General features: G+C 63.5%; 16 protein-coding genes and 1 pseudogene. All 17 read left to right on the plus strand.

Annotation, left to right across the window (positions count from 1 at the left end; translation table 11 throughout):
- Positions 1-51 precede the first annotated feature (51 nt).
- Entirely contained in the window at positions 52-1,887 is a 1,836-nt protein-coding gene (locus tag LPB072_RS09540; RefSeq protein ID WP_066094676.1) for a TonB-dependent receptor domain-containing protein, read from the plus strand.
- A gap of 16 nt (positions 1,888-1,903) precedes the next feature.
- Positions 1,904-3,253 carry a cobyrinate a,c-diamide synthase gene (locus LPB072_RS09545; RefSeq protein WP_066094679.1) on the plus strand — a complete coding sequence of 450 codons (1,350 nt, stop codon included), beginning with the start codon at positions 1,904-1,906 and terminating at the stop codon, positions 3,251-3,253.
- On the plus strand, positions 3,250-4,062 hold the full coding sequence (locus LPB072_RS09550) for a cobalamin-binding protein (RefSeq protein ID WP_066094682.1): 813 nt from the start codon (positions 3,250-3,252) through the stop codon (positions 4,060-4,062). Before LPB072_RS09545 ends, LPB072_RS09550 begins: the two co-directional genes overlap by 4 nt.
- Positions 4,055-4,630 (plus strand): bifunctional adenosylcobinamide kinase/adenosylcobinamide-phosphate guanylyltransferase, encoded by a 576-nt coding sequence (gene cobU, locus LPB072_RS09555; RefSeq protein WP_066094685.1) that lies wholly within the window; start codon positions 4,055-4,057, stop codon positions 4,628-4,630. The genes LPB072_RS09550 and cobU overlap by 8 nt, the downstream gene beginning before the upstream one ends.
- Before the next feature lie 8 nt (positions 4,631-4,638).
- Entirely contained in the window at positions 4,639-5,490 is an 852-nt protein-coding gene (locus LPB072_RS09560) for an ABC transporter substrate-binding protein (RefSeq protein ID WP_066094900.1), read from the plus strand.
- A gap of 3 nt (positions 5,491-5,493) precedes the next feature.
- Complete coding sequence (locus LPB072_RS09565) at positions 5,494-6,501, plus strand: FecCD family ABC transporter permease (RefSeq protein ID WP_066094688.1); 1,008 nt, start codon at positions 5,494-5,496, stop codon at positions 6,499-6,501.
- A gap of 17 nt (positions 6,502-6,518) precedes the next feature.
- The gene (locus LPB072_RS09570) at positions 6,519-7,304 is read left to right on the plus strand and encodes an ABC transporter ATP-binding protein (RefSeq protein ID WP_066094691.1); all 786 of its coding nucleotides are present in this window, start codon (positions 6,519-6,521) and stop codon (positions 7,302-7,304) included.
- A gap of 17 nt (positions 7,305-7,321) precedes the next feature.
- Positions 7,322-7,891 carry a cob(I)yrinic acid a,c-diamide adenosyltransferase gene (cobO, locus tag LPB072_RS09575; RefSeq protein ID WP_066094903.1) on the plus strand — a complete coding sequence of 190 codons (570 nt, stop codon included), beginning with the start codon at positions 7,322-7,324 and terminating at the stop codon, positions 7,889-7,891.
- A gap of 4 nt (positions 7,892-7,895) precedes the next feature.
- A complete protein-coding gene (locus LPB072_RS09580) occupies positions 7,896-8,318 on the plus strand; it encodes a DUF1636 family protein (RefSeq protein WP_231943478.1) in 423 nt (140 codons plus the stop codon).
- 27 nt (positions 8,319-8,345) lie between these two features.
- Complete coding sequence (cbiB, locus tag LPB072_RS09585; protein WP_066094696.1) at positions 8,346-9,335, plus strand: adenosylcobinamide-phosphate synthase CbiB; 990 nt, start codon at positions 8,346-8,348, stop codon at positions 9,333-9,335.
- Entirely contained in the window at positions 9,332-10,309 is a 978-nt protein-coding gene (locus LPB072_RS09590) for an aminotransferase class I/II-fold pyridoxal phosphate-dependent enzyme (protein WP_066094698.1), read from the plus strand. Before cbiB ends, LPB072_RS09590 begins: the two co-directional genes overlap by 4 nt.
- A pseudogene (locus tag LPB072_RS09595) lies at positions 10,306-11,792 on the plus strand (cobyric acid synthase). Before LPB072_RS09590 ends, LPB072_RS09595 begins: the two are co-directional and overlap by 4 nt.
- Before the next feature lies 1 nt (position 11,793).
- Positions 11,794-12,861, plus strand: a complete 1,068-nt coding sequence (gene cobT / locus LPB072_RS09600; protein ID WP_066094705.1) for a nicotinate-nucleotide--dimethylbenzimidazole phosphoribosyltransferase — start codon at positions 11,794-11,796, stop codon at positions 12,859-12,861.
- A gap of 12 nt (positions 12,862-12,873) precedes the next feature.
- The gene (locus LPB072_RS09605; RefSeq protein WP_066094708.1) at positions 12,874-13,707 is read left to right on the plus strand and encodes an adenosylcobinamide-GDP ribazoletransferase; all 834 of its coding nucleotides are present in this window, start codon (positions 12,874-12,876) and stop codon (positions 13,705-13,707) included.
- Positions 13,704-14,258: a histidine phosphatase family protein gene (locus tag LPB072_RS09610; RefSeq protein ID WP_066094712.1), complete on the plus strand. Its 555-nt coding sequence runs from the start codon at positions 13,704-13,706 to the stop codon at positions 14,256-14,258. Before LPB072_RS09605 ends, LPB072_RS09610 begins: the two co-directional genes overlap by 4 nt.
- Positions 14,259-14,294: 36 nt before the next feature.
- Positions 14,295-15,587, plus strand: coding sequence for a DUF445 domain-containing protein (locus tag LPB072_RS09615; RefSeq protein ID WP_082877103.1), 1,293 nt, complete (start codon positions 14,295-14,297; stop codon positions 15,585-15,587).
- A 435-nt stretch (positions 15,588-16,022) separates the two neighbouring features.
- On the plus strand, positions 16,023-16,343 hold the full coding sequence (locus LPB072_RS09620; RefSeq protein ID WP_197508934.1) for a RidA family protein: 321 nt from the start codon (positions 16,023-16,025) through the stop codon (positions 16,341-16,343).
- Positions 16,344-16,475 lie beyond the last annotated feature (132 nt).

The following is a 16,475-nucleotide window of genomic DNA, read 5'->3' on the forward strand; positions in this document are numbered from 1 at the left end:
TTGAGGGCCGTCGGGGAAGACGGTGAGAGCACTTGTTTCAGTTTCCTCATCATGTTGAATTCTTCTTTGCGCGCCCCTTTGGCAGCGCTGCCGCTGGCATTGCTCGCGGCGTTTTCTCACGCCCAAACCGCACCCGTTCCCTCGCTTCCCACCACGGTGGTGACCGCCACCCGCGTGGCGCAGCCGATCACGGATGTCGTCGCTGATGTCACGATCGTTGACCGTGCCGCAATCGAGCGCAGCGGCGCCACTGGTTTGGCCGATGTGCTGGGTCGTTTGCCCGGTGTGTCGTTGGCACGCAACGGGGGACTTGGCGCGACCACCAGTGTGTACGTGCGAGGTGCCGAGACCCGCTTTACAGCGGTTTTTGTCGATGGCGTCCGGATCGACTCCCAGTCCACTGGCGGGGCCAGCTGGAACGCCATTCCTTTGTCGCAAGTCGATCGCATCGAGCTGGTGCGCGGCCCGGCTGCAGCCGTGTACGGTTCAGACGCGATGGGCGGTGTGATTCAGATCTTCACACGCAAAGGCGAAGCCGGGTTCTCACCAAGCGTCGAAGTCGGCGTTGGCAGCTATGGCACCCGCAAGGTGGCCGCCTCGATCAGTGGCCAGCAGGGCGTCGTGGATTACGCTCTGGGCGTCTCGCGGGAAACCAGCGACGGCTTCAATGCCCAGCCCGAGAGCAATCCCGATCGCGATGGCTACCGCAATACCGCCTTTTCCGGCAGCCTGGGTTGGCAATTCAACGCTGCGAACCGCATCGATGTGAACCTGCTGGATAGCGATCTCGATGCGCAGTACGACGGCTTCTCGCCGGGCAATGATGACCGTGGCCAGAGTGACCTGCAAACCTTGGGGGTGAACTGGTCCGCTGAATGGAGCGACAGTTACTCCACCAAACTGGCTGTCACACGTGGCCGAGACCGCTACGCCACCTCGCCTTCGCCGTACCTGACCGACACCTCCGTGACAAGCTACCTGTGGCAAAACAACTGGAAGTTGGGCGACAGCCAGTTGACGGCGGCGCTGGAGCGGCGCGAAGACCGGCTGGACAATGCCAGCACTTCGCCCGTGATCACCGAGCGTTCGCAAAACGCCCTGGCTTTGGGCTATGCCTTGCGCAGCGGCGCGCATACTTTGCAACTGAACGCCCGACGCGATGACGACAGTGAGTTTGGCGGCCAATCCACCGGCAGCGCTGCCTACGCCTTCGGTTTCATGCCCAACTGGCGCGCGCTGGTTTCCATGGGCAATGCATTCCGTGCGCCCACGCTGTTCCAGCGCTTCAGCCGCTACGGTGTGGCCAGCTTGAGGCCCGAAACCTCGAACAACATCGAGACCGGTGTGAAATACGACCAGGGCGCGACGAGCTTCAGTGCGATCGTCTACCGCAACAAGGTGTCGGATCTGATCACCTATGTGGCCGGCCCCGGAACGTGTGCCAACGGCACGGGCGACTATGCGGGTTGTTATGGCAACACGGCCAAAGCCCAATACAGCGGCTTGACGCTGGCGGGCGCACAGCGTGTGGGCATGCTGGCATTCAGTGGTTCGCTGGATTTGCAGAATCCGAAAGACGCGAGCACAGGAAAACAACTTGCCCGTCGAGCCAAGCAGGCGGCAAAACTGGCGGTCTCAACAGGTGTCGCAGGCTGGAACCTTGGCGCTGAAACCGAATACGTCGGCAAGCGTTTCAACGACGCACGCAACAACGAGCGTCTGGATGGCTACACACTGGTCAATTTTTCGGTCAGCACACCGGTGGCCAAAGACTGGACCCTGCTGGGTCGCGTTGACAACATCGCCGACACCGACTACGAGACAGCCAAGGGCTACGCCACCGCCGGGCGCACGTTTTACGTGGGCCTGAAATGGGCGCCGAACTGAGCTGAGAGAGGTCGGCGTGAACGCTGTTTCCGGCTGTCCGGCCATCCTGGTGGCCGCGCCCGCTTCGGGCCAGGGCAAGACCACCGTCACCGCTGCACTCGCCCGCCTACATGTGCGGGCGGGCAGGCGGGTTCGAGCGTTCAAGTCGGGGCCGGACTTTCTGGACCCTTTCTGGCTCGAGCTGGCCACCGGCCACCCCGCCCACAACCTTGACCTCTGGATGACCGGAGAAACCGATGCGCAGGCGCGTTTGCATGACGCGGCGCAGTCGGCCGACCTGATCATTGTGGAAGGGGTGATGGGCTTGTTTGACGGCGAACCGAGCGCCGCCGATCTGGCGCGCCGATTCGGCCTCCACGTATTGGCCGTGATCGACGCCTCGGCCATGGCCGGTACCTTCGGGGCATTGGCTTTTGGGTTGCAACACTACCGTCCAGGCCTGCCCTGGGCGGGCGTGTTGGCCAACCGGGTGGCCAGCGAGCGCCATGCCGACATGTTGCAAAGCGCGGTGGCCGGTGATGAAGCTGTTACGCCCTCTGTTTGGTTGGGTGCGCTGATGCGTGAGCCAAAAATGGCGCTGCCTGAGCGCCACCTGGGATTGCAGGCTGCGCATGAGTTGCCCGATGCGCTGGCTCGGCTGGACGCTGCCGCCGATGCCCTGAGTGCGACGCCGCTGGGTCAGATGGATCTGGCCGCCCTGGCGTCATGGACGGTGGCATTTGAGCCGCCATCGCAAGCGGCGGCTGTGCCCCCATTGCTCGCGGGCAAAACGGTGGCCATCGCGCGCGATGCCGCTTTTTCTTTTGTGTATGCCGCCAACCTGGACACCTTGCGTGCCTTGGGTGCGCGGTTGACCTTCTTCTCGCCATTGGCCAATGTGCGTGTGCCCCCATGCGATGCGGTCTGGTTGCCAGGCGGATACCCTGAGTTGCATGCACCAACACTGGCGGCCAACCACACCACCCGGGACAGTCTGGCCGAGCATGTGGAAGCAGGGCGACCCGTGTGGGCCGAGTGCGGCGGCATGATGGTGCTGTTTGACGAGCTGGTGGACAGGGCTGGCAACCCACACGCGATGTGGGGGTTGCTGAGGGGCAGAATCAGCATGCAAGCCCGGTTGGCGGCTCTGGGCCCGCAGCGCCTGATGCTGAGCGCTGGCGAATTGCGCGGCCATACCTTTCACTATTCGATCTGCGAGACGCCGATGCCTGTTGCATTGCACACGGATGCCATGCGCGGTGGCGCGGTGGCCGCTGGCGAAGCGCTGCACCAGCGCGGCGCGCTGAGGGCCAGCTATTTTCACGCCTGGATGCCATCCAGCCCGTCCGCCACGGCGGCCCTGTTTCTCAATGAGGATTTGTCATGAAACCAGGGCCACAGCGCATCGTTTGCCTGACCGAAGAAACCACGGAATGGCTGTACCTGCTAGGGCAGGAGGCGCGCATCGTCGGCATTTCGGGCTACACCGTTCGCCCCCGGCGGGCGCGCGAGGAGAAGCCCAAGGTCAGTGCTTTTCTCAGTGCCAAGATCGACAAGATTCTGGCGCTGAAACCCGACTGTGTTTTTGGTTTTTCCGACTTGCAGGCCGACATCGCTGCCGAACTGATTCGCGCAGGGGTGCAGGTGACGGTATTCAATCAGCGCAGCGTGGACGAAGTCTTTGGTGTGCTGTACCAGGTGGCTGCAATGGTGGGTTGCGCCGAAGAGGGCATGCGGCGCATTGTTGCGATGGAGCGCCGCCTGGCCGAAATCCGGGCGGATGTGTTGCTTCGGCAAGTCGATGGCAAGCGGCGGCCAAAGGTATTCTTTGAGGAGTGGGACGAGCCGCACATCAGCGGTATCCGGTGGGTTTCGGAGTTGCTGGGGATTGCCGGAGGGGACGATGCTTTCCCCGAGCTGGCCAATGAGTCGCTGGGCAAAAACCGCATCATCGCTGACGGCGCCGAGATTGTGCGCCGCAACCCGGACATCATTATGGGATCATGGTGTGGCAAAAAATTTCGGCCTGAGAAGGTTGCTGCACGCTCGGGTTGGCAGAGTGTGAGCGCGGTGAAAAACGGGCAATTGTTCGAAATCAAATCAGCAGACATTTTGCAGCCCGGTCCCGCTGCGCTCACCGACGGGGTGGAGCAAATGCACCGCATCGTGCTGGATTGGATGGCCCTCCATGGTTGAAGCCAACCGTCATGAGTTGATTCTGGGCGGGCAGCGCAGCGGCAAGTCGCGCCGGGCGGAAGCATTGGCAGGCGCCTGGCTTGATGCCGCGCCTGAACGACGCGCAGTGATGATCGCCACAGGCCAGCCGTGGGACGACGAAATGCGCGAGCGCATTCGGCGCCACCGGCAGGACCGCGCGTTGAGCTTGCCCAGCATGGCCACGGTGGAAGAGCCTCGTGCTTTGGCCGAAAACCTGCAGCAGCACAGCGCGCCAGAGACATTGATCGTGATCGACTGTCTCACCCTGTGGCTCACCAATTTGATGATGCCATTGAATCCTGCCCAAGCCGTGGACGGGGTGGCGGTGCTGGCCGCTGGCGAGGCCTTGTGTCTGGCCATCGACCGTGCCGCAGGACCAGTGGTTCTGGTGAGCAACGAAGTGGGCCTGGGTGTGATTCCCATGGGGCGCGAGGTGCGCGCCTATGTGGACGCGCTGGGCCGTTTGAACCAACAGGTGGCCCGCGTGTGTGGCCGCGTCACCTTGATGGCCGCCGGTCTGCCATTGCCCTTGAAAGGAACACCGTGAGCGCCTTGATGAAGAAACTGATCGCTGTCGCGCTGGTTTGCGTGGTCTTGCCGGCCTGGGCAGTTCAGGTGCGCGATGACCGCGGGGTGACAGTGCATTTGCCGAACGCGCCGCAGCGCATCGTGAGCACTTTGCCATCTTTGACCGAAACCGTGTGCGAGCTGGGCGCTTGCCAGCGACTCGTGGGGGTTGACCGCTATTCCAATTTCCCGGCCTCGGTGCGCAGTCTTCCCAAGGTGGGCGGCGGCATCGATCCGAACGTGGAAGCCATCGTGGCGCTTCGACCCGATGTGGTGTTGATGGCGGTGTCGTCGCGCGCCATTGAGCGCCTGGAATCGCTGGGTCTGAAAGTGGTGGCGCTGGAGCCGAAGAATGCAGCCGATGTTCAGCGCGTGCTGGGTGTGGTGGGACAGATGCTGGAGGCCAGCGATGCCCAGCGGGTGTGGCGCGTGATCGATGCGGGCGTGCAAGCGGCGGCGCAATCGCTGCCACCCAGAGCAAGATCCATGCGGGTCTACTTCGAGGTGAACCAGGGGCCGTATGCCGCTGGGCAGACGTCGTTCATTGGTGAAACCCTGAGCCGCCTGGGTGTGCAAAACATCATCACGGCAGAGCTTGGTCCGTTCCCGAAAATCAATCCCGAGTACGTGGTGCGCGCCAACCCCGACCTGATCATGATCGGCGCGCGCAACGCGGACAATCTGACCCAGCGGCCAGGCTGGACGGCCTTGCGCGCCATTCGCGAAAAGCGCATCTGCGTGTTCAGTCCGGAAGAGTCCGATGTGCTGGTGCGCCCCGGCCCCCGCATGGCCCATGCGGCGCGCCTGATGGCGCAATGCATCGAAAAGCAGGCCCGATAAGCGATGCCCGATCAACACCGCCTTGCCCGATGGCTCGGTGCCTTGCTGCTGCTGGGTGCCGCGCTGGCTTTATTGCTTGGCGCAGGCGTCGGCAGCACAGGATTTGAGAGCGTTCTGAACGCCTCAAGCGATCCCGTTGCCTGGCAAATCATCTGGGACATCCGGTTGCCACGCACACTGGGCGCCTGGCTGGCTGGCGCTTTGCTGGGGTTGGCCGGTGCGGTGGCGCAGGGCCTGTTTCGCAACCCGCTTGCCGACCCGTTTTTGCTGGGCAGTGCCTCGGGCGCTTCACTGGGTGTGGCGGTGGCACTGGCTTCGTTTGGCGTTTCGCCGTATGCGACCGAATGGCTGGTGCGACTGGGCTTGACGGGTGCGGCCTTCGTGGGCGCCGTGGGGGGTGTTTTGCTCACGCTGACCCTGGCCAAAGGCGTGCACCACACCCTTCGACTGCTGCTGGCCGGGGTGATCGTGGGCGTGGTACTGGGCGCGGTGAAAGACCTGATTACCATCGCAGTGCCCGATATCTTGCAAGCCATGCAGGCCTTCATGTTGGGCAGCACGGGATTCGTGGGCTGGACGGCCTGCGGTGTCATGGCCGCTACCCTGGTGCCCGCAATGGCGGTGGCCTGGGCCTTGAGCCAGGTGTTGGATGGTTTGACGCTGGGCGAAGCCACCGCGCACAGCCTGGGTTTGCCGCTGGCGCCGATGCGTGCGGCGTTGGTGGCGGTGTTGGCGCTGGCCACCGGCGCGGCCGTGGCGCAAACCGGCTTGATTGCCTTTGTGGGCCTGGCCGCACCGCACCTGGTGCGCTCGATCGTCAAGACCACGCATGGACGATTGATTGCGCTGAGCGCAGCGATGGGCGGCTTGTTGTTGATGGTGGCCGATGTGCTGGCGCGCTGGTTGATCGCGCCGCAAGAGCTGCCGGTTGGCGTGCTCACCTCGGTGCTGGGGGGGAGTTACCTGTTGTGGCTGATGCACCGGCGCTCGGCGCGGGGGGGATTCCTGTGAATACGCCTCTGGTCCCTATGCCCGGGCCTGACTCGGCCATCCAGGTGTGCCATCTGAAAGTCTCACTGGGTGGTTCGCCCGTGTTGCACGGTATCGATCTGGGGTTTCAATCGGGCCGCTGGACCAGCGTGGTTGGTCCCAATGGCGCGGGCAAATCGACCCTGTTGAAAGCCATGGCGGGTTTGTTGCCGCACTCGGGCGACGTGTTTTTGCTGGGCCGTTCGCTTGCCTCGGTTCCCGGTCGCGACCGGGCGCAACAAATGGCCTGGCTGGGACAAAACGAAGGGGGCGCCGATGAGTTGACCGCCTACGACGTCACCATGCTCGGCCGCTTGCCGCACCAGGCCTGGCTGGCCGCCCCGTCGGATGCCGACCGCGCAGCGGTGGAGCAGGCGTTGCGAACCACGCAGGCCTGGGATTGGCGCAGCCGCCCTTTGGGCCATCTTTCCGGCGGCGAGCGCCAGCGCGTATTGCTGGCCCGGGCGCTGGCGGTGCAGGCCGATGTGTTGCTGATGGACGAACCCCTTGCCAACCTCGATCCGCCGCACCAGTCCGACTGGCTGGATATGGTTCGGGCTTTGGTGAGCGAAGGCAAAACGGTGGTGAGCGTCTTGCACGAACTGGGCATGGCTCTGCAGGCCGATGAGCTGGTGGTCGTGGCCGATGGCCGTATCGCCCACCAAGGTGCTTGCGTCGATCCGGCCACCCATCGGGCGCTGGAGGCTGTGTTTGACCACCGCGTAGCAGTGCATGCGCTACAAGGCCAATGGGTGGCGCTGCCCCAGAAATCTCAAACCACTTGAACCAGAAGACCCGTTCCATGCAAATTGAAACCCCGCCCACCGACAAGCCTTACGACAAAGCCGAGGGCGAACGCAGAGGCATCGTGATCGTCAACACTGGCGACGGCAAAGGCAAGAGCACCGCCGCCTTCGGCCTGGCGCTGCGGGCCCATGGTCGTGGCAAGGCTGTGAAAATTTACCAATTCATGAAGGTGCCTTCGGCCCGTTTTGGGGAGCACCGTATGTTCGAGCAGCTGGGCATTCCGATTGAAGGATTGGGCGACGGCTTCAGCTGGAAAAGCCAGGATCTGGAACGCTCCGCCCAACTCGCGCGCGATGGCTGGGAGAAGGCCAGGGCATCCATCATGGGCGGTGAGTTTTTCATGGTCACGTTGGACGAAATCACTTACCCGCTGATCTACGGCTGGCTGCCGCTGGACGACGTGTTGCAAACGCTGAAGTCCCGCCCCAGCCAGGTGCATGTGGTGTTGACCGGTCGCCGCTGCCCGCCTGAGCTCATGGCGCTGGCCGACACCGTGACCGAGATGCAGATGGTCAAGCATGCGTTCAAGGCCGGTGTTCCGGCGCAGCGTGGCATTGAGGACTGAACCAGTGAACCTGCCGATGAACAACCTGGCGCTCACTGAAATCGTCATTTGCACCACTTGCCGCATGGCTGGCACGCCGCGCGAACACACCGCCGATGGCCTGAACCTTCTTGAGACTGTTCAAGAGGCTTTGCTGGAGGCCGAGGGTGAGGCTGAAACTGGCGTGGGTGTCCGGGTGCGTGGGCAGGCGTGTTTGAGCGGCTGCAACCGTGCCTGCACGCTGGCGTTTCAGGCGGCCGGCAAGCAAACCTACTATTTTGGTGATCTGTCATGTGACGCCGAAACGGCTGCCCACGTGCTGGCCTGTGCCCGTCTGCACCAGTGCAGCGCCGACGGCACGCTCGAACGCAAAGACCGCCCCGAGCGTTTGCGCAATGGCATTCTTGGCCGCTTGCCCGCGCTGGGGACCGCCCGCGATCACCTGTAGACCGCACGTTGTGCCGTGCCTGCTCCGATGACGATGTCGACCGACCTGGCCCAAGCCCTGACGCCCAGTGCCAACTGGGCGTTGGCGGTGCTGATTGCGCTGCTGATTGATCGGGTATGGGGCGAGCCGCCCGTGCGCTGGCATCCGGTGGTGGGCATGGGTGCCTTTCTCGGCTGGGCGGGCCGGTGGGCTGCGCCGCAAGGGGGCCAGCACGATACCCGGCACGGAGTGGCATTCGCGAAAGGCGCTTTGGCCTGGTGTTGTGGGGCGCTTGTCACGGGCGGCTTGAGTGTGGCCCTGGCGTGGGCTGTTTGCCTGCTGCCTGGCTGGGGGCAGGCTCTGGTTCTGGGGTGTTTGCTCAAGCCCATGCTGGCGTGGCGCATGTTGCACGACGAAGTCTCGGAAGTGGAGTCCGCATTGGGGCGTTCGCTGCCGGCCGGCCGGTTGCGGCTGGCCCGGTTGGTGAGTCGTGATGTCGCGGCGCTGGACGCCGGACAGGTGCGCGAAAGCGCCATCGAAACCTTGGCGGAGAACCTCAACGATTCGGTGGTGGCACCGTTGTTCTGGTTTGCCGTTGCCGGTTTGCCAGGCGCCGCACTCTACCGTTTTGCCAACACCGCCGATGCCATGTGGGGTTACCGGGGTGATCGCCAGGGACGTGACTGGACCTGGGCTGGCAAGTGGGCGGCGCGGGCCGACGATGTGTTGTCCTGGGTGCCGGCCCGTATCACCGCGGTCTTGCTGGCGCTGCAAGGAGGCGCGGACGCGTGGAAGTTGCTGCCGGAACAAGCCCGGCAAACGCCTTCGCCCAACAGCGGCTGGCCGATGGCGGCGATGGCGCTGGTGTTGGGTGTGCGCCTGGGCAAGCCCGGGGTGTATGTCTTGAATCCCGCTGGGCGACTGGCAACTTCGGCCCATCTCGGTCAGGCTTTGCAGTTGGCCTCGCGTGCCGTGTTGGCGGTGGCTGCCATCGCGATCCTGTGCCTGCTGCCCGGGCTGGGGAGGGCCTTCGAATGAACCACCATCATGGCGGGACCGATGCGCTTGGTGTCCCGCAGTGGGATTTCTCCACCAATGCCAACGCCTGTGGTCCTTGCCCGGTTGCGATGGAGGCCGTTCGGCGGGCCGACCCGCGCCATTACCCCGACCCGTCCTATGCCGACCTGCGGGCAACGCTGGCCGGGTTCCATGGCGTGGCGGCAGAGCGCATCGTGCTGGCGGGAAGCGCGAGCGAATTCATCGTCCGCTTGACCGGTGGCGTGCGGGGAGCCGGTGGGCGCAGTGTTTGGTTGCCTCGGCTGGCCTATGGTGACTACGGACGCGCCGCCGAGGCCTGGGGATTGCTCCGGGCAGACCAACCCGAGGCTGCCGATTTGCTGTGGTTGTGTGAACCCGCCAGCCCGGTGGGTGCCGCCGAGGCATTGGCGAAGGATGTGGCTTCAATGGATGGTGTAGTGGTGCTGGACCGGGCCTATGAGCCTTTGCGTTTGTCGGGTCGCTGCAGCCTTGACGCCGATGCACTGGACCGCGTGTGGCAGCTCTGGTCGCCGAACAAGGCCTTGGGCATGACGGGTGTGCGTGGGGCCTATGCCATCGCGCCTTTGCAGGGGTTGGCGATGGCCGGCCAGTTGACTGCAATGGCCCCTTCCTGGCCGCTGGGAAGCCACGCGGTGGCCATGCTGCTGGCCTGGACGCAGGCCGATGTGCAGCTGTGGGTCGTCCAGAGCCGCGAGCAACTTGGGCTCTGGAAATGTGCGCAGATTGCGCTGCTGAAAGCCTTGGGGTGGGACTGTTTGCCCAGCGAGGCCAACTATTTTTGTGCTCAACCCCCGGTTGAGCTGGATGCTTCGGCCTTGCGGGCAGTGGGGGTCAAGCTTCGTGAAACCACGTCGCTCGGGCTGGCTGATCACTGGCGCTTGGGCGTGCGACCGCCCGATGCGCAGGCAGCGTTGCGGGCCGCTTTGACTAACACCAAGGAAACCACGTTGTGACAGCAGTTTGTGTGATGGTGCTTGGCACCACCAGCGGAGCGGGTAAAAGCTGGCTTACCACCGCTCTGTGCCGCCACTATGCCCGCCAAGGGCTCAAGGTCGCACCGTTCAAAGCGCAGAACATGAGCAACAACGCCCGGGTGGTGGCCGGCCCGGACGGCAGATTGGGCGAGATCGGTTCTGCGCAGTACTTCCAATCGCTTGCAGCCCGTGCAACGCCCGAGGTGCGCATGAACCCGTTGCTGCTCAAGCCCGAGGCCGATACGCGCAGCCAGGTGGTCATCATGGGGCAGGTAAGCGCTGAGCTCTCCGCCATGCCCTGGCGCGGGCGCAGTGAAAAAGCATGGCCCCAGATCACTGCCGCGCTGGATGCCTTGCGCGAAGAAAACGATGTGGTCGTGATCGAAGGCGCGGGCTCCCCGGCCGAGATCAACCTGCACGCCAGCGACATCGTCAACATGCGCATCGCCCGCCATGCCCATGCCCGCTGCCTGCTGGTCACCGATATCGACCGGGGCGGCGCATTCGCCCACCTGTATGGCACCTGGGCCTTGTTGCCCCCCGAGGAACAGGCCTTGATCCAAGGGTTTGTGCTGAACAAATTTCGCGGCGATGCGGCTTTGCTCGCGCCCGGCCCGCAAATGCTGCACGACCTGACTGGCGTGCCGATCGTGGCGACGTTGCCCATGTGGTGGCAGCATGGGTTGCCCGAGGAGGACGGTGTTTTTGACGACCGGTCGCGGGCCAACGGCGTGGTTTCGAAAACCATCGCGGTGATTGCTTACCCGCGCATCAGCAATCTGGATGAATTCCAGCCGCTCAAGAACGTACCCGGTGTTCGGCTTGTGTGGACACGCACGCCGGCCGATTGCCTGAACGCCGACTGGATCATTCTTCCAGGCTCCAAATCCACCAGCGCAGACCTGGCCTGGCTGCGTGAGCAGGGGCTGGACCGCGCAGTGGCTGCGCACGCGGGGCAGGGCGGCTGTGTGCTCGGTGTTTGCGGTGGACTGCAGATGCTTGGCGAAGCGCTGATCGACACCGGGGGGTGGAGCCCATGGGTTTGGGCAATGCGCCAGGTCTGGGCTTGTTGCCTCTGGTGACTTCTTTTGAGGCCCAGAAAACAGTCCGGCAGACCGAAGGACAGTTTGGCGAGCTGGTGGGCGGCTGGGCCGCGCTTTCGGGCGTGGCGGTGACGGGTTACGAAATCCACCATGGCCAGACTGCCCAGCACCCGGCCATGGCCAGAGCAGGCGATGTGGCTCGGGAAGCGATGGCCAGCCTGGCGTGGCAAAACAAGGCGGGCAACGTGCTCGGCATTTATCTGCATGGCCTGTTTGAAGACCCGCGGGTGTTGCAGGCGCTGTTTGGCGCGGCCGTGCCCACGCTGGAAACCGTGTTTGACGGACTGGCCGATTTCATCGAACAACATTGTGAGGCGGGCTTGCTGGACCGCCTCGTTGACACATCAAGAAAGAACTGACATGAACCCCACCTTGCCCGATATCGACGCCATCGATCAACCCGAATTGACCGCGCGCCTGCAACACAAACTCGACAACAAAACCAAGCCGGTGGGCTCATTGGGCGCGCTGGAAACGCTGGCCCTGCGCATTGGCCAGGTGCTGGGCAATGAGTCACCTGAGCTGGTGTCGCCTCAACTGGTGGTGTTTGCGGGCGACCACGGGCTGGCGGCACGCGGCGTGTCGGCATACCCGAGTGATGTGACCTGGCAGATGGTGCAGAACTTCCTCGCCGGTGGCGCGGCGGTGAGTGTGCTGGCGAGGCAGCATGGCATTGGCCTCACGGTCGTGGACTGCGGTGTGGCCCACGAATTCACGCCACAGGCGGGGCTTGTGATCAACAAGGTGGCTGCGGGTACGGCGGATTCGCTTTCCGGCCCGGCGATGTCGGCGGCGCAATGCCGCGTGGCGGTGGCCAGCGGCGCAGCCCTGGTCAAACAACTGCCCGGCAATGCCTTGCTGCTGGGCGAGATGGGCATTGGCAACACCTCGGCAGCGGCCCTGTTGATGTCGCGCCTGTGTTCGATGGCGATCGCTGATTGCACTGGTGCGGGCACCGGGCTGGACCATGAGGCGGTGCAGCGCAAGATCGACATCCTGGGTCAGGTTTTGGCGCTGCACGCCTCTGCCATTGAGCCCCTGGATGCGCTGGCTGCGTTTGGCGGTTTCGAGATCGCGGCGATGGTGGGCGCTGTGTTGCAGGCCGCGGCCGAGCGGCGTGTGATCGTGGTTGATGGCTTCATCACCTCGGCGGCGGTGCTGGTGGCCAGCCAGCTGCAGCCCAACGTTTTGCAGCGTTGCGTGTTCGCCCATCGCTCAGGCGAGCGCGGCCATGCGCTGATGCTCGCCAGGCTCAAGGCCGAGCCTTTGCTCGACATGGGCCTGCGGCTTGGCGAAGGTTCGGGCGCGGCGCTGGTTTGGCCGGTGCTGGTATCGGCCTGCGCCTTGTTGCGCGAGATGGCGAGCTTTGAGGCGGCGGGTGTGTCGCGACAAGAAGCAGCGCCGGTCAACGCCACTTCGGCCAATTGAGCAGGGACCCAGATGAACAGAGAAAGCGAATCCCGGCGCAGGGGGGTGGTGCGCGAATTCTTGTTGGCCCTGCAATTTTTCACCCGCATTCCGGTCACAGGGCGCTTGGCCGATTGGGTGGGCTTCAGCCCGGCCATGCTGCGGGCCAGTGCGGCGCACTTTCCTGGCGTGGGCTGGGTAGTGGGCGGCTGCACGGCCTTGGTGTTTGCCGCCTTGGTGGGGGTGTTGCCCGCGCTGCCTGCTGCGCCATGGGTGGCTGCGGTGATGAGCACCGTGTTCAGCGTTTTGCTCACCGGCGCATTCCATGAAGACGGCCTGGCCGATCTGGCCGATGGCCTGGGCGGCAGCCCGAACCGCGAGCGCGCGCTCGACATCATGAAAGACTCTCGCGTGGGCACCTACGGCGCGTTGGCGCTGGTCTTGGCGATCGTGAGCAAAACGGCCTTGCTCGCGCTGCTGGCGCAAGCGGGCGGCTGGCCCTTGGCGGCTGTGGGCCTGTTTGCGGCCCATGTAACTTCGCGGCTGATGCCGCTCTTCATCATCCGAACCTTGACCCACGTGGGCGATACCGCTGCTTCCAAGTCAAAACCACTGGCCGAATCGATCAGTGGCGCGGGGATGCTCACCGGTTTGGCTTGGTGGGCCCTGGCCATGTTGATCGCCGGCGTTGTGCAACCTGGCATGGGCTGGATGGCCGCTGTGCTGGGTGCAGTGGTGGGTTGTGTGTGGATGTGGCGCTTGTTGAACCGCCGGTTGCAAGGCTTCACCGGTGATGGCCTGGGCGCCACGCAACAGGTTTGTGAAGTGGCGTTTTACCTTGGCCTCGTGATGAGCTTGTCCGCATGAAGCTCTGGCTGCTGCGGCATGCGCAGGTGGTGCTGGAGGCGGGTCTTTGTTATGGCGCCAGCGATGTGGCCGCCGATGGCGCGCTGACCCTGGAGGCGGCAGAGCGGGCAGCAGCTTTTTTGCCCCGGGGTTTGCCGGTCTGGACTTCTGCCCTTGGCCGAACCCGGCAACTCGGCGAAACCCTGCAAAGCCTGCGACCCGATCTGGGTCAACCCACGGCCGAAACACGGCTCAATGAAATGGACTTTGGTCAATGGGAATTGCAGCGGTGGGATGCCATTCCACGTGTTGCGTTCGACGAATGGATGGCCAACTTTGCCGACCACCGGTTTGGTGGCGAAGAGAGCACACAAATGGTTGTCAACCGCGTGGCCTCGGCCCTGGGCGAATTGACCGGGAAGGGCTTAGAAGAGGCTGTCTGGATTTGCCACGCGGGCGTGATTCGAGCTGTCTTGTACCTCGCGACCAACGGCAGTGCTCCGATTGTTTCGGTTGAGCAATGGCCGCGCGAGGCCCCAGCGCCTGGCGGCTATATTCAGATCACGCTCTGAGTTATTGAAACACCCGCTCAGGGCGCCACAACCCCCATGCGTTCAACCCTTCCCTCGCCTTACAGCCTTGCCCGCATGAAAGCGCTGGCACTCGGCCTGTTGCTGTTCGCGGCGCTGGTTTACGCCGGCGCCACCTTCATGGGCCCGAGCCACGTGGCATGGGGCTATGTGGCCGCCGCTGCCGAGGCGGCCATGATCGGCGCGCTGGCCGACTGGTTTGCCGTGGTGGCGCTGTTTCGCCACCCGCTGGGTCTGCCCATTCCCCACACCGCCATCATCGCGGCCCACAAAGACCGCCTCGGCGAAGCGCTCGCGCGCTTTCTGGGCACGCATTTTCTGGCGAAAGAGCAGGTGAACGCCGCCTTGCAGCGCTGGGATGTGGCCGAACATGTGGGGCGCTGGCTGGCCGACCGCAAATCGGCCCAGCGCGTGGGCGACTGGGTGTTGCAAGCCGCCCCAACACTGATCACCGGGCTCGACCATGCGCCCATCCGCAGTGCCGCCGCCCGCCTGGCACAGCGCCTGCTTGCCCAGGCGAACTTCGCGACACTGACCGGCCAGACGCTTACCGCCCTGACGGAACACGGTCATCACCAGCAATGGCTCAATGGCCTGCTGAAACAGATCGCCGAATGGGCCGGGCAAGACAACGTGCAAGACGGCTTGACCGAAGCCATCGCCCGCGAACTCAAAGAGCTGAAATACCTGCGACTCGACCAGGTGGCCGCCCGGCTCGCGACCCACAAGCTCGTGACCGCGCTGAGCCGCACGCTCAGCGACGTGGCCGACGACCCGAACCATGAGCTGCGCCAGCGTTTTGACCAATGGATGGTTGATACCCTGGAGCGGCTGCAAAGCGATCCGGAATGGCAAGGCCAGATCAGTGCCTGGCGCGACGAATGGCTGGCCCAGCCCGGCATGGACGCGCAGATTGAAAGCTGGGTGGGCGAGCTGCTGGAGAAGCTGCAATCGCTGGCCCACGCGCCCAATGAAGCCTTGCGCGACCGCGTGACCTCGGCCGTGCAAAGCCTGGGTGAGCGGGTACTGGCCGACCCAGCCCTGCGGCAGGCGATTCAGGCCCAGGCCGTGCCCATGTTGCTGCGCCTGCTGGAGCGCAACCGCCCGCTGCTGCTGGCATTCGTGACCAAGCGCGTTCAGGCCTGGGACGCCGCAGAAATGAGCGGCGTTCTGGAGCAGCACATTGGCCGCGACCTGCAGTTCATTCGCATCAACGGCACGCTGGTGGGTGCCCTGGTGGGGCTGGTGTTGCATGCGCTGACGCAATGGGCGCTGGCTTGGCCTTGGTTGCAGGCGGCGATGGGGCTTTGATTTAAATGGGTTTGAGTCTGAATCCATCTATTCACAACACCACGCCAATATTGCGAATCGCCCCTAATGGCGGTAAGCCTTTGCGGACTGAAGGCTTTAGTGGAGATACCGAATTCGCTCCCGAACTTGGTCAAGCAAGCGCGTGGAGCGAAAAACAGGTGTGCCGGGTTTCATGGTTGCTTGACACTTGTATATAACAACAGTATCAAGCGTGTAAACCTATGATCTATCGATGTTTTGAGGAAAGCGTTGTGACCAGAACAGCTCGCTCAGTCCAGTTTTTCTCGCAAGGTCAGCGGGATACATTACGTTAGGCAATCATGCGCATGAGGAAACAATTGCTGCTAGGCGCTAATGCCGTGGTTATAACGGCGCTCGCCATTTGTTATGTTCAATTGTTGGTGTTTGTGCCATTGGAATGGCGAGAGGCGTTTTGTGGGAAAACTTGGGCAGGCGTTTGATGTCAATGAAGGGCAACAGGCTGCTCGCATGTGTGGGCTGAACCTGATTTCACAGCTGAAAGTGGCGCTGAATGGCGATCTGGACCGGGTTGTGAAAACGATTCGACTGGCCGGCTACGTAAACAGCAACCCGGAGTTTTATGGCCAGTCCCAGGTCATGAACGGCGCGTCAGATTTGTTTATGGAGGTGTTTGGCGAGCGCGGAAAGCACACCCGGATGGCGGTCGGTGTCAGCGCGCTTCCCTACAATGTTGCGGTAGAGGTTGAGGGCGTCTTTGAGATCGCAGAAGCCTGACAAGTTTCTTCGAAAAGGACCGTTGGTTGTCGGCTTCTGGCTGTTGTTCGTTCCTCAAGATGCCTGGCCTTCTTTGGTCGGTTGCCGCCAAAAGCAGTCGAGGGCCACTGGTTTTTTCACAGCGGGAAAACG

Origin of the sequence: Hydrogenophaga crassostreae (assembly GCF_001761385.1) — a bacterium.
In the GTDB taxonomy this organism is placed as follows: Bacteria; Pseudomonadota; Gammaproteobacteria; order Burkholderiales; family Burkholderiaceae_C; genus Hydrogenophaga; species Hydrogenophaga crassostreae.